The organism is Nostoc sp. 106C, from assembly GCF_002154725.1.
In the GTDB taxonomy this organism is placed as follows: domain Bacteria; phylum Cyanobacteriota; class Cyanobacteriia; order Cyanobacteriales; family Nostocaceae; genus Aulosira.
The window spans coordinates 1-18,763 of the sequence record NZ_MTAW01000115.1; the positions used below are offsets into that span (position 1 = coordinate 1).

Consider the following 18,763-nt stretch of genomic DNA (forward strand, 5'->3'; position numbering starts at 1 on the left):
AAGCCTTCAGATGGAGTGGCTTTTATCTCAAACACTTTAACCCGAACTCAGGTTATTTAGAAAAAGTAACCTTAAAGACACACAAGCGATACTTCTGTGGAAAGACGTACTCACCTTACTACCTCCCTAGCATTGTAAGGGTTGAAAGGTCATAGTCCAGGCGCACGGTGTGACCGCACGAGATCAGCCAGCTATGGCAAATATGCACGAAGTAATCATCAAGGAGTTTGAAAAGTTATGGAGAGTTCGTTAACCCGACCGCTGGCTGTGGTAACAGGTGCCTCCAATGGCATCGGCTACGAACTTGCTAAACAGTTTGCCCAAAACGGCTTTGATCTTCTGGTAACATCGGCAGGGCCGAGTATTAATGAAGCAGCTCAAGCTTTTGAGGAATTGGGAGCTAAGGTTGAGAAGGTACAGGCAGATCTTGCTACCTATGATGGAGTTGAGACGCTCTACCATAAGATTAAAGAAACTCACCAACCAGTAGAAGCGATCGCAATTAACGCAGGAGTAGGTGTTGGCGGTGACTTTGCCCGTGAAACTGACCTCCAGGAAGAGCTTAATCTGATTAACCTGAATGTTGTATCGTCAGTTCATCTCGCCAAACGGGTACTAAAAGACATGGTAGAGCGTGGCAAGGGACGAATTCTCTTTACGTCGTCGATTGCTGCCATTATGCCTGGACCATTTGAAGCGGTCTACGCAGCTTCTAAAGCTTTTATACACTCATTCTCAGAAGGATTACGCAACGAACTAAAGGATACAGATATTACTGTTACGGCGCTAATGCCAGGGCCGACCGATACCAACTTTTTCCACCGTGCGGGTATGGATGACACCAAGGCGGGTGCGAGCAAAAAGGACGATCCGGCTCTTGTTGCTAAGCAGGGTTTTGAGGCGTTGATGGCTGATAAGGATGATGTGATTGCAGGGTCACTTAAAACGAAGGTTCAGGGATCTGTAAGTAAGATACTGCCTGACACGGTCAATGCTGAACAGCACCGTAAGCTTACTGAGCCAGGGTCAGCAAATAACTAAAAAGCACAAGATATAGCATCGGTAGGAGATGGTATCTCAGCCATAAGTTGACTCGAAGCTGTGTAAGAATCCTAAGTGTATAGGAATCCGATTTGTTTTATGAAAAAATTTAAGTATTCTTAGTGGCGAGACAATACTAAAATGTTGCAATAAAAAATGTTCGTAGTTGCGCTTTAGCGCCCTATCAATTAGAAATCTAATGCACAACTTTAGCTTTGCCAAGCCACTACTGGACTGACACAGCTAATTTAGCGCATTAGCGAGGAGAAAATGAACCACTGATGAACACACAGAGAAGTCGGATCGGCGGTTTCCGCCGATCTGAACTTCGGTTTGAACACCGATAAAATAGATTTCTGTAACGCACCATTTTAGGCGTGTCAGTCCACTACTGATATTTCAAAAATCAAATATGAGTCCTATAGACAAATAGTTGGATCAACCAACAATCGCCCTGATGACTGCAAAGCAGGGGGATTGTTAATCAGACAAATGCCAAATCTTGATAATGTTCTCAGCACTACCACCACTAGCAATAGTTTTGCCATCGGGGCTAGTTGCTATCGAATAAATATAACCAGAATCTCGCTTCAAAGTGCGAATTTCTTTTCCAGTTACCGTATTCCATAGTTTGATTGTGTTGTCACTACTGCCACTAACAAGAATTATGGTATTTAATGTTTTGCTATCTTCTACTTTTGGTAGATAAGCAACAGAATTGACTTTATCAGAATGACCTTTCAATGTCCGCATTGCCTCGCCAGTTACCAGATTCCACAATTTGATTGTTTTGTCTTTACTTCCACTGGCAAGAGTCACTCCATCGGGGCTAAAAGCAACGGAAATAATCAATTCTGAATGTCCTACAAAAGTACGGATTTCTTTTCCTGTTGACACATTCCACAGTTTAATTGTTTTATCCCAACTACCACTAGCAAGGGTACTACCATCAGGACTCAAAGCAATAGTAGAAACTGCCTGAGAATGTCCCACCAAAGTGTGAATTACCTTGCCAGTAGAGAGATTCCACAGTTTAATCTTCTTGTCTAAGCTAGCACTAGCAAGGGTTTTACCATCAGGACTAAAAGCAACAGCAGAAATTCCATCGGTATGCCCTTTTAAGGTCAGGATTTCTTTTCCAGTGGAAATATTCCACAGTTTGATAGTCTTATCTGCACTACCACTGGCTAGGGTTTTACCATCGGGACTAAAGGCGACAGTCCAAATCCATCGAGAGTGTCCCTTGAGAGTCCGGATTTCTTTTTTAGTTACTAGATTCCACAGTTTGATTGTGTTGTCATCACTGCCACTAGCCAGGGTAACACCATCATTAGCGAAGGCGACAGAATTCACATCGCTGGAATGTCCTTTGAGGGTGTTGGGTTGATCGGAATTTCCTGTGGTGTTTGCAGGCTGATTGGGGTTAGAGAATCTCATGGCTGGCTGCGGACGAGACTGTAAATACAAAATTCCTGCTAATCCCAGCAGGAAAATAGCTGCACTGATCAACAGCCGATTTTTGAATTGTGGTATTTGGGTAGTTGATGAGCTTGGAAGCAAAGTTGGGAGCGATGCTGCTAATGCTTTCTGAGTTGTCAAATCCTTGATGACTTCATCAGCAGATCTATAACGCTTGTGGATGTCTGTTGTTAACAGCTTGTCCAGAACCAAATCCAAATTGACATCTAAGGCGACTCTATGTCTATCCTCGCTACTTAAATATTGCTGCCAAGAATTAACCCAACTATAGCCATTTTGCATCCACAGTTGAGATGGACGAATCCTAGTTAATAAATGAAAACAAGTCGCACCTAAACTGAATAAATCACTGGCTGGATAAGTTTTGCCATCCTGCATTTGTTCAATCGGAGTATAACCATGTGAGCCAATGGTCGTTCCGATTTGAGTATGCACTGCTGCTGTCAGCTGCTTTGAAGAGCCGAAATCAATTAAGACTAATCGCCCATCACTTTGACGGCGAATAATATTTTGTGGCTTAATATCGCGATGAATAACTCCGCGATCGTGGATAAACTTCAAAATGGGAAGTAAATCTAACAAAAGTTCAATAATTTTACTCTCGTTGTAGATTACACCTTTTTGTAATTCTTGGAGTAAATTCTGCCCATTGATATATTGTTGGACTAAAAACAGATAATTATCTTGTTCAAAGTAAGCCAAAAGTGTAGGAATTTGCGGATGTTCTCCTAACTTTTGCAGTTGTTTAGCTTCATCTTTAAATAGCTCAACTGCTTTCTTCAATGCAGAAGTTTCCTGGATTTTTGGTGCGAATTGTTTAACTACACACCATTCATTTAGCTTATCCGCATCTTCCGCTAGATAGGTTCTACCAAATCCGCCCTCATCAGAAATTACTTTAATTACACGGTAACGACCCCGCAAAAGCGGTATCAATGGTGTATTGCAACTCTGGCAAACCTTGTTTTTATCAGCATTTTGAGGACTTGGGCAGTCGGGATTCAGACAGCAGCGCATACTGGGAATCCATTGACATTTTGCGTATATATTAATTCATGACACATAATTTTGCTATAAAGTTGCCACTAATGATTATTTTGCATCAGGAAATTAATCTACAAGTAACTCAACAATTTAAAATTAAAAATAAATTCTTTTTTAGAGCGATCGCCAGCAGCATCCTCTCTGCGTAGGTGGCTCATTATATATGAGCTATGTACTTTTAATAATTTAGATTCAAAAAAACTTTGATCGCATCCCACTGTTGATACAGATAAATTGGTGAGCGTTACTACCCTAGGGCAAACCACTTTGTGGGTGTCTAAGCTCAAATTTAAAGGGCAAATTCCTCGGTAAAAGTTTGCCATTTAGGGAAACCAAGGCTAATGGCTATAAGTCGGAGAATAGCAAGGGAGCAATGGCTCCTTTTCATAAATTTTCGCAAAATTCAAAAAAAATTGAGGAGTGTTATGCAATTAAGAAAAAACAATAAAAAATCTCGTTTTTGTTCAAATTTGGCTGTGATTTTTTCAATGGGCAGTAGTTTTTTGATTGGGAGTTATTCTCTGCCTATCAGTGCGTTAGAAATCCCAGAAGTTTTGGGAAAATTTACAATTGCCAAAACACCAGATGAGAGGCAACCAGAAGCAGTAGAACAAGGAATTGAGCAAATTCCTACATCTCCAGCCCCTGTAGCTCCACAACGCACTCAACCTATTGATTCACCTCTACCCCCACGTGTACCACCGACAACTACAAATGCTGAACCAGCGCCAAGTCCGAGACCATCTAGACCCGTAGAGACAGAATCAGCACCAAGTCCGAGACCATCTAGACCTGTAGAGACAGAACCAGCGCCAAGTCCGAGACCATCCAGGCCTGTAGAGACAGAACCAGCAACTAGTCCAAGACCATCCAGGCCTGTAGAAACAGAACCAGCACCAAGTCCAAGACCATCTAGACCTGTAAATACTACACCAGCAACTAGTCCGAGACCATCCAGACCCGTAGAGACAGAACCAACACCTAGGCCTGTAAATAATGGTTCTGCTCGTCCACAACAGGGCGGCTATCAACCAACAACTAAACCAAGTACAGGTAACAAGCCAATTCGTGGGGGTTCACCTATTTCTCCACAGGCAAATCTGAATTACAAACCAATTAACTTTGTAGATTTCGCCTTTGGTATTTTAGGCAAACGTGATTTCCAATCTCAAGGTAGGTATTATCATTTCTACCAATTTGAGGGTAGAGAAAATCAACTAATTCAAATTAGGCTTGGTGGTAGTACTGATACGCGCCAATCAAATAACCTTAGTCTCAATCCCTACATGTTTCTGCTTGACCCCAATAATAACGTTATTGTGAAACGAGGCAGTACGCAGACAACAGGTGGGATTAAAGATGCATTTGTATTTGTCAGACTACCTGTTCAAGGTACTTACACGATCGCAGTCACTAGCCGCAATCCAGGCGATACAGGTCGCTATAGTCTAGCACTTAGGAATGATAGAGCCAGCTACGCTCTAGACGAAACTGCCGAACTAACCGCCCAAAGTCTCACCCTAAAGCAAAATAAAAGCCCCTACGATGTTTCCAAGTTTGAGGGTAAAAAAGATCAGCTCGTTAGTATTCGTGTAGATAGTGAGTTTGAAGAGTTTTCTCCTTACATAGTCTTATTAAATTCTCAAGGAAAGATTGTCGCTGCCGATAATGCCAAAGATGGTAAGTATAGCGCTCTGATTGACCGCGCCAGGTTGCCTGGGGATGATACTTACTATGTAGTGGTTACTTCAGCTAACCCACAAGAACGTGGCAGATATCGCTTGACTCTTTACTAATTCAAAAGACGAGGGGGCTTGGGGAAATATTTCTGAACGCGCCTTAAATATAGTGTTCATGAACCGTCATCAACTGCGTACACTAGGATGCATGAAAATTTTTTCTTTTCCTCCTGCATCCAGCCTCCCACCCTCACTCAGGCAAGGTTTATGGCTTTTACTCGCAGCTGTAGCGCTGTGGAGTATGAATTTGGGAGGAGCCACGCTGCGAGATTGGGATGAGGGTTACTATGCGATCGTAGCTCGTCATATGTACCGTTCTGGTAACTGGCTCTATCCTTTACTGCATGAACAACCCTTCGATAAGCCTCCTTTAGGGGAATGGCTAATCGCTGCTAGCTATTCACTGCTAGGCATTAGTGAACTGACAACCCGCTTACCTTTAGCCTTAATTAGTGCCTGTGGTGTTCCCTTGCTGTACTGGGTAGGGCAGGAAATTTTTACATCACAGTTGAGTGCGGTTTTTTCTGCCTTAGTTTATCTAACTCTGCTGCCTATTGTTAGACATGGACGCCTTGCCATGCATGATGGGATTACCGTCACGTTATTTTTGCTACTGCTGCTAGGTCTGCTGAAATCCCGCCAGCATAAATTATGGGCAATAATTCCTGGTGTGGCGTTTGGGCTGCTAATTTTAGCTAGGGGAGAAATGGCATTTGTTTTAGGGGCGATCGCTTTTTTATTCTTAGTAATAGATAGACGACTCTCCCTATTCAAAAATCCCTACCTCTGGATTGGTCTATTCGTAGGCATTCTACCTGTGATTGCCTGGTATGCTGCCCAAGGACAACATTACGGGGCAGAATTCTGGCAAGGACGTTTTTTTGGGCCTTTGGTACAACGGATTTGGCAGCCGTTTCACAATCATGATGGCCCTCCTTGGTACTATGTTGTAGAGTTACTCAAATATAGTTTTCCTTGGGTGCTTTTTCTGCCCAGTGGTTTAATTTTGGCATGGCAACAACGCCATAGCAGTTGGGGGCGATTAACCTTGGTGGGAATAGTGGTTTATGGGCTGACGATTTCTGTGATGCGCACTAAGCTACCGTGGTATATCATGCCCCTCTATCCCTTTGTGGCTTTAGCGGTAGGCGCAAAACTTGCCGTAGTTTGGCAGCATCCTCAACCTTACCCTAGTGCTTGGAAGTGGCTATTTGGTTCGGCGGCGTTGGTTGGGAGTGGCAGCTGTATCTATTTTATTGTCAGTAATCAAGTAGCACTGCTTCCTTTAGGGATTGCGCTCACACTCGTCTTTAGCTATACAGTCTGGTTAATCGCCAAGCAAAATCGCCAATTTATTGTGGCTTTATTTGCAGGCGTTTACTTGATTTTAGGAATATTTGTGAATTCTCCAGTTTGGGTGTGGGAACTGAATGAAGCCTTTGCTGTTCAGCCTGTTGCGGCTTTGCTACAACAACATACTCCTAAAGATGCTGCGATCTACACATCTTTTGCCTATGGTCGTCCTAGTTTAGACTTTTATAGCGATCGCCAAGTTAAAAGTGCAACAAGTGCAGAATTACAAATCCAATGGGTAAAAAAATCTTACCTGCTATTAGATCAAGCAACGCTCAATTCTCTGCAACTTCCTCACAGCAAAACTCTAGGCACAGCAGAAGGATTTACCTTAATTGCTCCCAGCCGTAATTAGTCAATAGACAAGAGCAATAGTTATTATTTCTTGCTTGTCCTCGTTGTTTTCCTTCCTCTGATCCTCATTGTCCTGATCTTTCGTCGTTTGATGGCGACACCGGCCAAACTTTGATGGTTCTGTCCTTACTAGCACTGACAATGGTCTTGCCATTAGGGTTGAAGGCCACAGCCCAAATCTTATTGGTATGCCCGGTAAAAGTGCGGATTTCCTGTTTGTGAGACACATTCCACAGTCTTACAGTACCATCCCAACCACCACTGGCAAGTGTTTGACCATCGGGGCTGAAAGCTACCGACCAAACTTTGGTTTTATCTCCTTTGAAGGTAGTGATTTCTCGTCCTGTAGGCAGGTTCCACAATTTGATTGTGCCGTCCCAACTTCCACTGGCAAGGGTTTGACCATCGGGACTAATCGTTACAGAATTTACTACACCGAGATGACCTGTTAGGGTGCGTTTGACTGCCCCAGTAGACAGATCCCACAGTTTGATATTCTTATCAAAATGATTGCTACTGGCAAGAGTATTGCCATCCGGGCTAAACGCTACAGAATTAAAAATATCGCACTCCCCTTTGAGGGTGCGGATGACTTCTCCAGTAGTAGAATTCCACAGTTTAATCGTCTGATCCCAACTACCACTAGCTAGAGTACTGCCATCCGGGCTAAACGCTACAGACTGAACCGAGAGTAAATGTCCTTTAAGAGTACGGATTTCTTCTCCTGTCGCCAGATTCCACAATTTGATAGTTTTGTCTAAACTACCACTGGCAAGAGTCTTACCATCTGGGCTAAAAGCTAGGGAATTAACCCAGTTAGTATGCCCTACTAAGGTACGGACTTGCTGTCCAGTAGTCAAATTCCAGAGTTTGATATTGTTGTCTGTACTAACACTAGCAAGGGTCTTTCCATCCGGGCTGATAGCTACAGCCTTAACTGAGCCAGAATGCCCGTTGAGCGTTAAAGCATCGGGTGCTATTTGATTAGAAGAAGTCTCACCAGTTGCAGCTACGGGAAATTGCGAAGACCAAACTCCTCCAAATCCTAACGCCAGGAAAATTGTGGCCGTTAAGAATCTAATTTTTGAGTTCATCAGATTTACAGACATCGCATATCCCCCAGTAGCATCACCCTAATGCTGCACAATATAGCAAGCATTTTAGATACAATTACTGAATCTTATAAAATAAAATTATAATTGCTTTACAAAGTTTCTATCTAGACACATGCCAAATCTTAATAGTGTTGTCCTCACTACCACTGATGAGGGTTTTACCATCAGGGCTAAAGCTGAGGGATGTTACGGTGTTGGTATGTCCAGTTAACGTTAAAAATTCTTCTCCTGTAGATAAATTCCACAATTTGATTGTGCGATCACGACTGCCACTAGCAAGGATCTGACCATCTGGAGAAATAGCAAGTGATGTGACTGTTGTGTCATGACCTACCAATGTGCGCATTTCTTGACCTGTAGATAAATTCCACAATTTAATTGTGCGATCGCGGTTGGCACTAGCAAGGGTTTTACCATTGGGACTGATAGCCAGAGAGGTAATCGTTTTACCATCACCTCTCAAGGTACGAATTGCGTATCCCTTCGATAAATTCCACAGTTTGATAGTTTTATCAAAACTACCGCTAGCCAGAATCTTACCATCTGGGCTAATAGCCATTGACCGCACCCAGAATTCATGTCCTACTAATGTACGGATGTGAGTTCCTGTTTCTAAATTCCAAACTTTGATGGTGTTGTCATCACTACCACTCACCAAGGTTTTACCATCTGGGCTAATAACTAAGGCATGAACTGAGTCAGAATGCCCAATTAAGGTGTGAATTACTTTACCTGTTGCCAAATTCCAAACTTTGATACTGTTGTCATCACTACCACTAACCAGGGTTTCACCATTAGAGCTGATAGTCACAACATTCACTCTCTGAGAGTGAGCGTTTAGGGTGAAGATTTCCTTTCCTGTTGCTAGATTCCATAATTTGATTGTGCGATCGCTGTTGCTAGCAAACAAGCGACCATTAGGGCTAATAGCAACAGATAAAATCCCATTTTCATTTCCTGAGAGAGTATTAGCTAAAGAAATATTCCCCAAAGTTATCTTTTGTTGCTGGCTTAAAACTGCTTCACTATTACGTGAATGATTATTCTCTTTACTCAGGCGAGAAAATAAACTCGTTTGCATCTGGTGAAATTGTTTATACCAAGAGTCTCCAAATCCAAATAATAAGATAGCAGCAGATACCAAGATCAGCAGTCTCAGAAAATTATATTTTTTTGGTAAATATTGTGTCTGAGTTTTTGGAGTTTTACCAGCGAATTTAACTGCTGGTAGCAGTCGCAGTGGTTGTTTTTGTGACAAGTCCTTGATAACTTCATCTACTGATTGATAGCGGTAGCGAATATCTTTTTGCAACAGCTTATCGATTATCCGATCTAATTCCGCATCCAGCGGTCTGCGCAAATATTGTCGCCAATTTGTCACCCAAGAATATCCATGTTCTGTCCACAACTGAAACGGAGAAATTCCCGTTAACAGATGAAAGCAGGTAGTTCCCAAACCAAATAAATCGCTGGCTGGATAAGCTTTACCATCTCGAATCTGTTCAATTGGAGAGTAACCATGAGAACCAATAGAAGTACCAATTTTATTTTGTACTCTTGCTGTTAATTGCTTTGAGGAGCCAAAATCTATCAAGCATAAGCGTCCATCACTGTGACGCCGGATAATATTTTCTGGCTTGAGATCTCGGTGAATGACTCCGCGGTCGTGAATGAATTTAAGGATTGGTAGCAAATCGAGCAAAATGCCTTGAATCTCTTTATCTTTATAGGTTTTGCGTTGCTGTAACTCCGTTAACAAATTCTCTCCATTGATAAACTGCTGCACTAAATACAGGCAGTGGTCTTGCTCAAAGTAAGCTAAGAGAGTCGGAATTTGCGGATGTTCTCCAAGTTGTTGCAGTCGTTTAGCTTCTTCAGCAAATAACTCCATCGCCTTTTTCTGCGACCAAGTTCCTTGAAACTTTGGAGCTAATTGCTTGATTACACAGCGTTCATGTAGTTTATCTACATCTTGTGATAAATAAGTTCTGCCAAATCCCCCCTCATCCGAAAGCACTCGAATAACACGGAAGCGATTTCTTAGGAGTCCTATGAGCGGGGTATCACAAGCTTGGCAAACCTTATTTTCATCAGAATTTAGCGGATTTGAGCAATCGGGATTTAAGCAGCAGATCATGATTTGACAGGCGCTACTGCATGACAAATTATGCTAAGTTTGACCCATAATTTCCCTAGTTATCAGACTGGCTCTCGTGTACTTGTGGTAGAAAATCCCTGTATTGGGGAATGGGGGATTACTTAATATAGTCAGCGTTTGTAGATTATAGTCAATTTCCCCTGAATTGAGGAAAATTCCAAGAACCAGAAGAATTATTTCTCGATTATATAATAATCTTTTTTTTTAATCTTGGGAAAATGTATTTTGTGATAAATTAGCTGCGTTATTATTGAATAATAAATGTTTTAATTATCACCAAAAAATAGTTAAATTTGTTACTAAAAATTTTTGATTTTAAATATCCATAATTAGTTGTTATACCAATTTAATGTGAAGTTGCACATATCTAGATCTCCCTAAATCCACGCCACTTGCTACCCTGCGGGAACGCTTACCCTTCGGGTTCTGCTTTGCAGTACAGCGAACAAGTCGGGAAACCCGCCCAACGCAGTGGCTTCCCTGAAAAAGGGGAACTTTGATAGTTTTTCTGGTTTCCCATTGAATGGAAGTTAAGGAATTATGTCGGTAATAACTCAACGTAGTGGAGGAGGTCTAAACCTGCTGATCTCACCTCTTCTAAATTACTGGATTATTTTCTTTACTTTCATATAAGGGGGGCTAGGGGGGAGCGAATTCTATACAGCTGCATAAAAAATTGGTATTAGTTTGATACTTCAGTTAAATCACTGTTTAATACACTATCTACTTACCTTGAAGTTTTGCTTTCCATTCACGAATAGCGATCGCAGTTCGTGTGACAGATGGTACGTAGATGTGAGGAATTTCTTCTTTGATATGAGTTTTACCTCGGCGTGGTTGGGTAGTTAAACAGTTAGTCAAACTCGGCACATAACTTTCCAAATCCAATGCCCTAATCACATCCTTAACCGTCTTGAATCGTTCTTTTAAGGAAATTTTTACCATTCTGCCTAAAATTTGAGCAAAACTTTCACTTACATTTACCTCTTTTTGCCAACAGATCTCACCAGTATTTGGATCATAGTCGAATTCTAAAGGCCCTTTCCCAGTTAATAAATAAACACAGGTTACACCGAGTGCATAAATATCGCTAGCATAGACTGGCCGCAAGGCAAACTGTTCTGGTGGTGCAAATCCTATCGTTCCCACAAAGTTAGTAGTGCCATTATTACTGATTGAGTGCTCACAAGCATCAGCCAATTCCTCTTTCACTGCGCCAAAATCAATCAGCACAACCCGGTGGTGATCTTCACAACGCAATAAGTTATGCGGCTTAATATCCCGATGAATGACATGATGTTGATGAAGATACTGTAAGACTGGTAATAATTCCTGCAAAAACTGTTTAACTGCGGCTTCACTTTTGGGGCCGGATTTTTTCACTTCACGGGACAAAGTAGAACCACGTACGTACTCTTGAACTAAATAAAACTCTCCCTTAACTTCAAAGTAGTCTAAGAGCATGGGGATTTGTGGATGATTACCTAATGCTCCCAAAGCTTTTGCTTCTTTTTCAAAGCGCTGGCAAGCCCTTTCCCAACTTTGGATACTAGTTACCTTAGGACAGAGTTGCTTAATTACACACAAAGGCTTACCAGGTAACACAGCATTCTTAGCTAGAAAGGTGATTCCAAAACCACCTCTACCTAAAATTTTCAGAATTTCATAGCGATCGCGAAATCGTTCTGGAGAGCCGCACATCTGTCCAAGCCGAGTTTGCTGGATGCACTCGTGAAGATGTCTGATTTGTGGGGAAAATCGATTCATTGCTTCAGAACGGCTACTCTACTTGTCTTTAATTTAACGATAAAGCTTCCTAACTGGTAGTAGGATTACTATATCTTTGCCAAATCATAATTTTTCCCAGTATTTACATACAGAATTCCCCATAAAAAATTTAAAAAGTTATGGAAAATTGCTGTTGATCATATTGACTTGTAAATCTACTTAGGCAGCAATTGCTAAGTTAGTATAAAGTATTAATTTAGCATCAAAGCTTTCACAGATAAAGTTCCCTTTTCATCTCTACAGACCAAGGGCGAGCGCTTCAATGCAGAAATCTTTAATTCGTTTCAGACAGCAAAACAATTTGGAGATTAGTTTTTTACAGAAATCAACTAGCCTCTGAGATGATTCTCTACTCTTATCCAAAAAATCACTGACAAAAAAAGCTAACTATTATTAAACCGCCTCTACTTTGAAAATCATAGCTTTTTCTTGATCGGGTTTTGCTTGCAAAGCATACACTCTTCACCGTTTCCCGTTCCCAACTTGGACGAGGTTTGGTTTAAATTACTCAAATATGGGCAATGAATTTTGTTTATTTGATACTTGCGGGTGAAATATTATCAATCAGTCTTCTGTAAATATCTTATTTAAGCGATGTAATTGCATCTGGGATCAAGAGAGGAATTTAGCGTTAATGGACAAATGGCTTTATATAAATTGGCAAGCAATCTTTGTGCCTAACATCAGTGTACTGGAATTGATTATACGCGGTTCGCTGGTTTATCTAGCGCTGTTCTCAGTGCTACGCTTATTGCCTAGCCGACAGATGGGAACTTTAGGAATTACTGACTTATTAGTAGTTGTGCTGTTCGCTGAAGCCGCCCAAAACGCAATGGCAAGTAATTATACATCTATTACTGAAGGCGCTATTTTGGTAGGGACTGTAATTTTTTGGAGCTACTTGCTTAACTGGTTGGGTTACAAACTTCCTCAGTTTCAGCGCTTTCTTAATCCTCCACCACTGCTGCTTGTAAAAAATGGTCGAATAATTCATCGGCATCTGGAAAGGGAATTGATCACAGAAGATGAGTTGATGAGTAAGTTACGCCAGCAAAGTATCGAGTTTTTGGACGATGTGAAGTTAGCATTTATGGAAGCTGACGGTAGCATTAGTGTCATCACATCCGACTCAAAAAATAGTTCTATTGCTAAACAAGAAGTTAAATCAAAAAGTGATATGCCCTAATTAAAATGTAAAATATGACGGTTGTATTCTGTGGCGGATTGTGATTGAGCGTTATACCTTGCCCGAAATGGGTAATCTCTGGAGTGAAGCCTATAAGCTAAAAACTTGGCTGCAAGTAGAAATTGCTGTTTGTGAGGCACAGGCTGAACTAGGTTACATTCCGTCTGGTGCGGTTGAAGAAATTAAAGCAAAGGCGAATTTTGATCCAAAGCGCGTATTAGAAATTGAGGCTGAAGTCCGCCACGATGTTATCGCTTTTTTAACCAATGTCAATGAATATGTTGGTGATGCAGGCCGCTATATTCACCTGGGCTTAACTAGTTCCGATGTGCTGGATACAGCTTTAGCATTGCAATTAGTAGCCAGTCTGGATCTATTATTGCAACGCCTAGAAGATTTAATCCAGGCAATTCGTCAAAAGGCCAAAGAACATCGTTATACAGTGATGATTGGGCGTTCTCATGGCATTCATGCTGAACCAATCACCTTCGGATTTAAGCTAGCTGGGTGGCTAGCAGAGGTGTTGCGACACCAAGAACGCTTACAAATTCTCCGCAAAACAATTGCTGTAGGTAAGATTTCTGGTGCAGTGGGAACCTATGCCAATATTGAACCACGTGTAGAAGCGATCGCCTGTCAAAAACTCGGACTTAAACCTGATACCGCCTCCACACAAGTTATTTCCCGTGATATCCACGCTGATTACTTGCAGCAATTAGCCTTAGTTGCCGCATCTATTGAACGCTTTGCGGTAGAAGTTCGCAATCTGCAAAAAACAGACGTTCTCGAAGTTGAAGAATTTTTTGCCAAAGGTCAAAAAGGTTCCTCAGCCATGCCCCACAAGCGTAATCCCATCCGTTCCGAACGGCTTACAGGAATGGCGCGACTGGTGAGAAGTCATGCAGGTGCAGCTTTGGAAGACATCGCCCTCTGGCATGAGCGAGATATTTCTCACAGTTCTGTAGAACGGGTGATATTACCAGATGCTTGCATTTTGACCCACTTCATGTTGGTAGAAATCACCGATTTGGTAACCAACCTCCTCGTCTATCCCGAAAATATGCAACGAAATCTCAACTGCTATGGCGGGGTGGTATTTAGTCAGAAAGTGCTACTTGCTTTGGTGGAAAAAGGAACTAACCGCGAAGAGGCGTATGCGATCGTTCAAGAAAATGCTCACACCGCTTGGAACAAACCGGAAGGTAATTTCCACGATTTAATTACTAAAGATCCTCGTGTTACTGAAAAGTTATCCCCAGCAGAAATTGAGTTGTGTTTTGACCCCCAGCAACATCTGCGGCATTTAGAACAGGTGTATCAACGACTGGGTATTTAGACGTCGGATATTGGGCATTGGGCAAGGTCATTAATTATTCTCCTTGTCCCTTCCTCAATGCCCAACCCCAAAACATATTTTTTTGATGTAAATTATTATATAACTCTTGTACTTAAATTATTTAATCTTTCACGCTTAATTTCCTTGAAAAATATTAATCGCAACTGTTGGCCTATTTAGTAGCGCTTTGAGTGTCCTGATGATTGACATACTAGCCATACTTTCCGCTTCTGCGGCAGCAGGAATCAGAATAGGTATACCCTTACTGATTATTGGATTGTTGCATGGAGGACACCTCTGGTCAAAAGTTCCGATTTTGTCTCACATCTCACCTTCAGTATTGCTAGGCTTCGTTACTGTTTGGTCTTTGATTGAACTAGTTGCTTCAAAAAAGCGCTTGGGGCAGAGAGTACTACAAATATTTGAGTTATTGTTGTCCCCCATTGTGGGAGCAATAATGGGGTTAGCAGTATCTTCAACAACAATAGCCCCAACTTGGCTAATTGCTTTTATTGGCGGTTTGTTAGCTTTAGTATTCCAACTAGTGCAAGTCGGTTGGTTCTATCGCTTGCGTGGCTTACCACTGTGGGCAGTATTTCTTCAAGATTTTTTGTGCGTTGCTCTAGTACTATTGGCCTTTAATGCTCCCTGGCCAGGAGGATTAATTACTTTTATCCTCCTCTGGTTGGCAATTCGTAGTGCTAAGGAATGGTATGACTGGTATTGGCAGTATCGCCGTCAGCAGTCAAAAGCTAGGAGTTAAAGGTCAAAGGTTACAGCAGTTTACACATATTTAAATCATATCTATCGTAGGGGCACCAGCACTGCTGTGCCCTTAGAGCATGGTCTATTTACCTAAAAATTGCTGTAATGTTTACCTGGATTTGCAGAACACCCCTCCCCTGCTTTCTCTGCTCCCCTACTGCCTTCAACCAGCAATGTTGGGTTGCTCGAGTAGTAGGTTTATTGTGGTAATACCTGCCAAATCTTAATAATGCCATCCTGACTGCCACTGGCGAGAGTCTTGCCATCGGGATTGAAAGCGACAGACCAAACGTTTTCTTTTTGTGCCGTGAAAGTGTCGATCAGTTTGCCCGAACTAACATTCCATAGCTTGATAGTACCGTCTTGGCTACCACTGGCGAGAGTTGTTCCATCTGGACTGAAAGCAACGGATCTAACTTCACCTGCATGACCAGTCAAAGTGTGAATGAGTTTGCCAGTATTAACATTCCACAGCTTAATAGCGCGATCGCGGATGCCAGTGGCAAGGGTTTTTCCATCTGAACTGATAGCGACATCATTAATCAATGATTTAGCATCGAAGCTACGCAGAAGTTTACCAGTACTAACATTCCACAACTGACTAGCTTTGCCTGAACCATTTCTAGCAAAGAAGGTCAGACCATCTGGGCTAAAAGCGATGGGTACAGATTTGAAATTATCAATTCCCCTTGTGGAAGTATTGGAATCATCAGGGATGCGGATGATTTTTCCAGTGCGCCAATTCCACAGCCTGATGTTAGCGCCCTGGTCGAGACCACTGGCTAGAGTCTGCCCATCTGGACTAAAGACCACATCAATTACTGGTTCTGAATGCTTGAGGGTACGGATGAGTTCTCCAGTGCTAACATCCCACAGATTAAGCGTTCCATTCTGACTACCACTAGCGAGAATCCGACCATCTGGGCTAAAGTTAACAGCCCAAGCCTGTCCGGTGAAGGTACGGATGAGTTCTCCAGTGCTGGGATTCCAAAGTTTAACAGTTTTAGCACCAGCACTGGCAAGAGTAGAAGCAACAGGATTGTTTACCCTAGATAATTCTGTAGAATAAGCAACCGAATAACCCGAATCTGACCCTGTTGAGAGCTTGCGGAGTGGTTGACTATTTTGCGAAGATTGGGTAATTAAGCCCTGATCTTTGGTAGTCAATGCAGTGCAACCGGAAACAGCAGTAATTACTACAGTAAGAGTCCATACTGTGAGTGCTTTCCAAGGAATTTGGTTCAGAGTCATTACATTATAGGTCTGCACCTAAAGCTTTATATCTGACTCGACTCGTTCAACAACATACTGTTCCTTTGTTACTTTCACTGCGCGTAGTGGTTACAAAAGGCCAATCATATGGAGTAGTCCCCGTCCGGTAACTAGCTCGATAATTAAGGCAATAAAGCCCAGCATCGCAATCCGACCATTCCAGACTTCGGCGCTAGTGGTTATACCCCATTCCCAACGCTCTTGGGGATACATTTTAACCCTTTTCTTCATCTGAGCAGCTTGCGAAAGCTTGAAACTGGGTTGTTTGAGCGCATCAATTACCAGATCTGCCAACGCTCTAATAAAGACTGGATGGGTATTGGGAGCAGGTACACGCCGGAAGTTATGAATTCCCGCTTCCTCGGCTACTTCGCGATACTCAATATCGATTTCTTGTAATGTCTCAATGTGTTCTGAGACAAAACTGATAGGTACGACAACTAAATCTTTGACACCTTGGGCCCCTAATTCTTTTAGTGCATCCTCTGTGTAAGGTTGAAGCCACTCTACCGGACCTACACGACTTTGATAAGCTAACGTGTGGGCATTAGGACGATTGAGGGTACGCATAATCAAAACCGTACATTCCTCAATTTCTTGCTGGTAAGGGTCGCCTGCTTCTTCAACATAGCTTTTAGGTACACCATGAGCGCTGAAGAAGATATGAACTTCATCAGGATTGGGAAATTGATCGAGTTCTTGGGCGATGAGTTCTGCCATTGCTTGCAGATAGCCCGATTGTTTATACCAGGAAGGAATAACTGTGTATTTAAGAGGTTGCAGTTTTGGGTTTTCTTGCCAAAGTTTTTCTAAAAGGCGGAAGCTGGAACCACTGGTACTGATGGAAAATTGGGGGTATAGGGGTAGAATTACTAAGCTTTCGATATTATCTTGAGTCAGCAGAGCGATCGCTTCTTCGGTATAAGGATGCCAGTAACGCATTCCCACATAAATATTAGCCTCTTGCCCCAGCTCGCTCAGCTGTTCTTTCAAAGCTTCACCTTGCGCTTCTGTAATACGTCGCAATGGGGAACCACCCCCAATTTGCTTGTAGTTTTCTTGCGATGTTTTAGTGCGCCGTGAAGCAATGAACCAAGCTAGGGGTCTTTGCAGCCAACGAAATGGTAGGCGAATAATTTCTGGATCAGAAAACAGGTTAAACAAAAACGGACCAACATCTTCCAGCTTATCTGGACCACCGAGATTGAGTAATAAGACGCCTACACGACCCATAGCAGTTACTTTCCCCCAACCCTTTCAGTTTTTTTACTAATGTTAACAATATATCTTTATTAAATATAAAGGTTAACAGGACAGAAAGTTGTTATGGCAACAATTTTAAGGGACTGGAGTTATCGCTATCAGTGGCTGTATGACGGCATATCAGGTTTAGCGGCATTAAGTGTAGGCGGTGAAACTCGGTTTCGCCAACTAGCTTTGCATGGTTTAACAATCAACTCAGAGACTAAAATTTTAGATTTATGTTGTGGCAGTGGTCAATCAACACAATTTTTGGTGAAATATTCACAAAATGTAACAGGGTTGGATGCCTCTCCCTTATCTTTGAAACGGGCAAAGCAAAATGTGCCTAGCGCCTCCTATGTGGAAGCTTTTGCAGAAAATATGCCCTTTGTGGATGGTGAATTTGATGTAGTGCATACAAGTGTGGCGCTGCACGAGATGGAAACTGAGCAATTGCACAAAATTATTACTGAGGTTTATCGAGTCCTCAAACCGGGTGGTGTGTTTACACTAGTAGATTTTCACGCTCCCACAAATCCTATATTCTGGCCTGGAGTTTCACTATTTTTGCTGTTATTTGAGACCGACACAGCTTGGCAGCTATTAAAGACTGATTTGCGTGATTTGTTGATAGCAAAAGGGTTTGAGGTTAATGAACCTAAGTTATATGCAGGTGGAAGTTTACAGGTGATTCAGGCAAAAAAGTGAAAGATATATTTTTATTTTTCATAGGTTTACCTAAATTCCCCTAGAAGATTATTCCTGCCTTTTTCGTCCTCAGTGTAAATTCTGTGGCAGTATTACATGGCTTAAATTAAATTTGTTCTAAAGCTTAATACTGGAGTTTAGACTAAGCCATCCAAAAAGACCCAGCAGTGCTGAGTTAATGAG

The 18,763-nt window shown here is 42.1% G+C and carries 14 protein-coding genes; 8 read left to right on the plus strand and 6 right to left on the minus strand.

The window, feature by feature from the left end; all coding sequences use genetic code 11:
- Positions 1-237 precede the first annotated feature (237 nt).
- Positions 238-1,041 carry an SDR family NAD(P)-dependent oxidoreductase gene (locus tag BV375_RS16050; protein ID WP_086762165.1) on the plus strand — a complete coding sequence of 268 codons (804 nt, stop codon included), beginning with the start codon at positions 238-240 and terminating at the stop codon, positions 1,039-1,041.
- Between the two features lie 480 nt (positions 1,042-1,521).
- On the opposite strand, the gene BV375_RS16055 is transcribed toward BV375_RS16050, so the two are convergent.
- Positions 1,522-3,537: a serine/threonine-protein kinase gene (locus tag BV375_RS16055; protein WP_086762166.1), complete on the minus strand. Its 2,016-nt coding sequence runs from the start codon at positions 3,535-3,537 to the stop codon at positions 1,522-1,524.
- Between the two features lie 38 nt (positions 3,538-3,575).
- Here BV375_RS16055 and BV375_RS36900 point away from each other — a divergent pair, with 38 nt between their 5' ends.
- The 3 genes from BV375_RS36900 (at position 3,576) to BV375_RS16065 (ending at position 7,011) form a co-directional block, all read left to right on the plus strand.
- Positions 3,576-3,713 carry a hypothetical protein gene (locus BV375_RS36900; protein WP_166507457.1) on the plus strand — a complete coding sequence of 46 codons (138 nt, stop codon included), beginning with the start codon at positions 3,576-3,578 and terminating at the stop codon, positions 3,711-3,713.
- A 339-nt stretch (positions 3,714-4,052) separates the two neighbouring features.
- Entirely contained in the window at positions 4,053-5,360 is a 1,308-nt protein-coding gene (locus tag BV375_RS16060) for a PPC domain-containing protein (RefSeq protein ID WP_243713956.1), read from the plus strand.
- A 91-nt stretch (positions 5,361-5,451) separates the two neighbouring features.
- Complete coding sequence (locus tag BV375_RS16065) at positions 5,452-7,011, plus strand: glycosyltransferase family 39 protein (protein ID WP_086762170.1); 1,560 nt, start codon at positions 5,452-5,454, stop codon at positions 7,009-7,011.
- Between the two features lie 64 nt (positions 7,012-7,075).
- On the opposite strand, the gene BV375_RS16070 is transcribed toward BV375_RS16065, so the two are convergent.
- The 3 genes from BV375_RS16070 to BV375_RS16080 form a co-directional block, all read right to left on the minus strand.
- Positions 7,076-8,119: a WD40 repeat domain-containing protein gene (locus BV375_RS16070; protein ID WP_086762172.1), complete on the minus strand. Its 1,044-nt coding sequence runs from the start codon at positions 8,117-8,119 to the stop codon at positions 7,076-7,078.
- Between the two features lie 106 nt (positions 8,120-8,225).
- The gene (locus BV375_RS16075; protein WP_086762173.1) at positions 8,226-10,262 is read right to left on the minus strand and encodes a serine/threonine-protein kinase; all 2,037 of its coding nucleotides are present in this window, start codon (positions 10,260-10,262) and stop codon (positions 8,226-8,228) included.
- A gap of 744 nt (positions 10,263-11,006) precedes the next feature.
- Positions 11,007-12,050 carry a serine/threonine-protein kinase gene (locus BV375_RS16080; protein WP_086762175.1) on the minus strand — a complete coding sequence of 348 codons (1,044 nt, stop codon included), beginning with the start codon at positions 12,048-12,050 and terminating at the stop codon, positions 11,007-11,009.
- 655 nt (positions 12,051-12,705) lie between these two features.
- Here BV375_RS16080 and BV375_RS16085 point away from each other — a divergent pair.
- From BV375_RS16085 to BV375_RS16095, 3 genes are all read left to right on the plus strand, one after another.
- Positions 12,706-13,257, plus strand: coding sequence for a DUF421 domain-containing protein (locus BV375_RS16085; RefSeq protein ID WP_086762177.1), 552 nt, complete (start codon positions 12,706-12,708; stop codon positions 13,255-13,257).
- Between the two features lie 40 nt (positions 13,258-13,297).
- Positions 13,298-14,593, plus strand: a complete 1,296-nt coding sequence (gene purB / locus BV375_RS16090; RefSeq protein WP_086762179.1) for an adenylosuccinate lyase — start codon at positions 13,298-13,300, stop codon at positions 14,591-14,593.
- Between the two features lie 199 nt (positions 14,594-14,792).
- Positions 14,793-15,356, plus strand: coding sequence for a DUF4126 domain-containing protein (locus BV375_RS16095; protein ID WP_086762181.1), 564 nt, complete (start codon positions 14,793-14,795; stop codon positions 15,354-15,356).
- A gap of 200 nt (positions 15,357-15,556) precedes the next feature.
- Here BV375_RS16095 and BV375_RS16100 read toward each other — a convergent pair whose 3' ends face one another.
- Positions 15,557-16,609 (minus strand): WD40 repeat domain-containing protein, encoded by a 1,053-nt coding sequence (locus tag BV375_RS16100; protein WP_086762182.1) that lies wholly within the window; start codon positions 16,607-16,609, stop codon positions 15,557-15,559.
- Between the two features lie 90 nt (positions 16,610-16,699).
- Complete coding sequence (hemH, locus tag BV375_RS16105; protein ID WP_086762184.1) at positions 16,700-17,863, minus strand: ferrochelatase; 1,164 nt, start codon at positions 17,861-17,863, stop codon at positions 16,700-16,702.
- 93 nt (positions 17,864-17,956) lie between these two features.
- Here hemH and BV375_RS16110 point away from each other — a divergent pair, with 93 nt between their 5' ends.
- Positions 17,957-18,580, plus strand: coding sequence for a class I SAM-dependent methyltransferase (locus BV375_RS16110; protein ID WP_086762185.1), 624 nt, complete (start codon positions 17,957-17,959; stop codon positions 18,578-18,580).
- Positions 18,581-18,763 lie beyond the last annotated feature (183 nt).